This is a genomic window from Novosphingobium sp. (assembly GCF_036733805.1).
GTDB lineage: Bacteria > Pseudomonadota > Alphaproteobacteria > Sphingomonadales > Sphingomonadaceae > Novosphingobium.
In genome coordinates this window covers 1-3,302 of the sequence record NZ_DAIMZT010000121.1, presented here as the reverse complement: position 1 = coordinate 3,302, position 3,302 = coordinate 1, and the positions used below count along the sequence as shown (strand labels likewise).

The following is a 3,302-nucleotide window of genomic DNA, read 5'->3' as shown; positions in this document are numbered from 1 at the left end:
TGCAGGTTGATGTAGAAGCCGATGTCGCCGTGGCGCATATTCTCTTCGATGATGATCTGCTCGAAGCGGAAATCATCGATGCCCGCGCCGCCGTATTTCTCCTCGGCCCAGGTGCAGAGCAGCCCCTGCCCCCCGGCCCTGAGGAACAGTTCGCGATCCACCATGCCCCGCTCGCGGAACCGCTCGACATGCGGCGCCACCTCCGCCCGCATGAACTTGATGACGCTCTCCCGGAACTGCTCATGCTCCGATTCGAAGATCAGCCTTTTCATGCCATTTCCCGATCCCAGACCGGCGCCTCCGCCCCATAGAAAGCCTCGCCTCGCCCTGCCTTGTCCCGTAGCCAGGCGGACGGCAGAAAGCGTGACCCATATTTCTGCGCCAACCCGTCCGCCTGCGCCACGAATTCGCCGATGCCGATCATGTCGATATAGCTGATCGTACCGCCGGTCCAAAGCGGGAAGCCCCAGCCATAGACCGCGCCGAGGTCTGCATCCTGCGGGGTTTCCAGCACACCTTCCTCCAGGCAGCGCGCCGTTTCCATCGCCTGCGCGTAGAGGAAACGCTGCTTCAGCTCGTCCTGATCGGGTTGCTGCGCCGCGACCGGGAAATGCTCGGCAACGCCCTTCCAGATATGCTTGGACGCACCTTCGGGATAATCGTAGAAGCCGCCGCCGGCCTTCCGACTGCCGCGCTTCATGCCGATCATCTTCCTCAAAACCGGCAGGCCGCGCTCGATCGTATAGGTATTGCCTTCCGTGCCGGCCGCGTCATCGACGATCTTGACCGGCAGTTCCATCGTCACCTCATCGAGCAGCGCCAGCGGCCCGGTCGGGAAGCCGGCGGACTTCGCGGCGTTCTCGATACGCGCCGGCTCGATGCCCTCCTCGACCATCGCCACGCCTTCGAAGATGAACATGCGGAATACGCGGCTGGTGTAGAAACCGCGGCTGTCGCTCACCACGATCGGCGTCTTGCGCAGCTGCGCGATGAAGTCCAGCGTGAGCGCCAATGTCTCGTCCGATGTCTGCTTGCCGCGGATCACCTCGACCAGCCCCATGCGGTCGACCGGCGAGAAAAAATGCGTCCCGATGAACTTGTCGGGCCGGCTCGATGCCTGCGCCAACTGGGAGATCGGCAGCGTCGATGTATTCGATCCGAACACCGCGCTCGCCGGGATCACCGCTTCGGCCTTGCGCGTGGTCTCGGCCTTGATGCCGGCATCCTCGAACACGGCCTCGACGACCAGGTCGCAGCCTTCCAGCAGCGCGTAGTCGTCGGTCGGCGTGATCCGGGCCAGCAGTTCGTCGGCCCTGGCCTGGGTGAGCTTGCCCTTTTCGATCAGCTTGCCCTGAACCTTGGTGGAATAGGCCTTGCCCTTTTCTGCGGTCGGTACGTCGCGGTCGAGCAGTACGACCTCGATCCCCGCATTGGCCGAGACATAGGCAATCCCCGCGCCCATCATGCCCGCGCCCAGCACGCCGACTTTCTTCACTTCGCTCTTGGGCACACCGGCGGGGCGACGCGCGCCTTTCTCGGCCGCCTGCTTGGAAATGAAGCTGGTGCGGATGATGTTGGTCGCGACCGGGTCGCTCATCAGCTTGGCGAAATATTTGCCCTCAACGGTCAGCGCCTTGTCGAATGGCAGTTGCAGCCCTTCGAATACACAAGCGAGGATAGCGAGCGGCGCGGGCGTGTTATAGCCCTTCTTGGCGATATTCGCCGCCGCGAGCGTATAGGCCAGCGCGTCCTCGGGCACGGTCATGCCCTTTTTCTGTGGCGGGACCCAGCCCTTGACGTCCCAGGGCTTGACCGGGTCGGGGCCCGTCACCAGCCAGGCGCGGGCGCGCTCCATCAACTGGTCCGCCGGCGCCACTTCATCCACGATCTTCAGCTTCAGCGCCTCGGCCGGACCGACGCTGCGGCCTGACAGCAGCAGGTCGAGCGCGGTCTTCATGCCGGCAATGATGCCCAAGCGCACCGTCCCGCCCGATCCGGGGAGCAGGCCGACATTGACTTCGGGCAGGCCGACCAGCGCGTTGGCATCGTCCACCAATATGCGGTGATGACAGGCGAGCGCCAGTTCAAAGCCGCCGCCGAGCGCCAGACCGTTCAGGGCAGCGACCCAAGGCTTGCCGGACGTTTCCATCGCGCGGTGCATCTGCGTTGCACGCTGCGAAAAAGCATAGGCTTCCTGCTTCGAATAGCCGCGCACCAGTTGCTTCAGGTCCGCGCCCGCCATGAACGCTTTCTTCGCACTGGTCAGGATGACGCCCTTGATGCTGTCGTCGGCGGCAATGGTGGCGGCCGCCTCCGTCATGTCGGCGATGAAGGCGTCGCTCACGACGTTCATCGACTCGTCGGCATTGTCGAGGATGAGGGTAGCGAAACCGTCGGCCGCCTTTTCGATCTTCATATGTTGCATAGTCTTGGCTTTCCGCTTCGCGATCAGACGCGTTCGATGATGCAGGCCGTGCCCAGCCCGTTGGCCGCGCACAAGGAAATGACGCCGGTGTTGAGATCGCGCCGCTCCAGTTCGTCGAGAACCGTGCCGACCAGCATCGCGCCGGTCGCGCCCAGCGGATGGCCCATCGCGATGGCGCCGCCGTTCACGTTCATCCGGTCGTGCGGCACATCCATTTCCTTCATGAAGCGCATGACGACGCTGGCGAAAGCCTCGTTCAACTCCCAAAGGTCGATGTCGTCCTTGCTCATGCCGGCGGCCTCGAGCGCCTTCTGGCAGACCGCCGTCGGGGCAGTGAGCATGATGGTCGGTTCCGAGCCGATATTGGCATAGGCCCGCACTCGTCCACGCGGCTTCAGCCCTGCTTTCCCGCCAAATTCCCTGGAACCCACGAGGACGAGGCCGGCGCCATCAACGATGCCGGAGCTGTTGCCGCCGTGATGGACATAGTTCAGTTCCTCGATCTGCGGATAGCGGTCCTTGACCACCGCCTCGAACCCGGCCTTGCCGAAAGCTTCGAAGGACGGCTTGAGCTTCCCCAGATTTTCCACTGTCGTTCCGGGCCGCATATGTTCGTCATGGTCCAAGATGATGTCGCCCAGCACATCCTTCACGGGCACGATCGCGCCCTTGAAGCGGCCTTCCTCCCATGCCCGCGCGGCGCGCGTCTGGCTTTCGACGGCGAAGGCGTCCACATCCTCGCGGCTGAAGCCGTCGAGCGTCGCGATCAGGTCCGCGCCGATACCCTGCGGCGCATAATGATTGGTGTAAGCGATCGTCGGGTCGGCGGTCCAGGCGCCGCTGTCATAGCCCATGACCGTGCGGCTCATGGATTCGA

Annotated in this window: 3 protein-coding genes; all 3 read right to left on the bottom strand. The window is 63.7% G+C overall.

What is annotated here, in order from left to right; genetic code table 11:
• The coding region (locus tag V7D69_RS15620) for an acyl-CoA dehydrogenase family protein (RefSeq protein WP_333606282.1) at positions 1-272 on the bottom strand (272 nt) is incomplete at its 3' end.
• A complete protein-coding gene (locus tag V7D69_RS15615) occupies positions 269-2,425 on the bottom strand; it encodes a 3-hydroxyacyl-CoA dehydrogenase NAD-binding domain-containing protein (protein ID WP_333606281.1) in 2,157 nt (718 codons plus the stop codon). The genes V7D69_RS15615 and V7D69_RS15620, both read right to left, overlap by 4 nt.
• A 23-nt stretch (positions 2,426-2,448) precedes the next feature.
• On the bottom strand, positions 2,449-3,302 hold an 854-nt coding region (locus V7D69_RS15610; protein ID WP_333606280.1), incomplete at its 5' end, for an acetyl-CoA C-acyltransferase.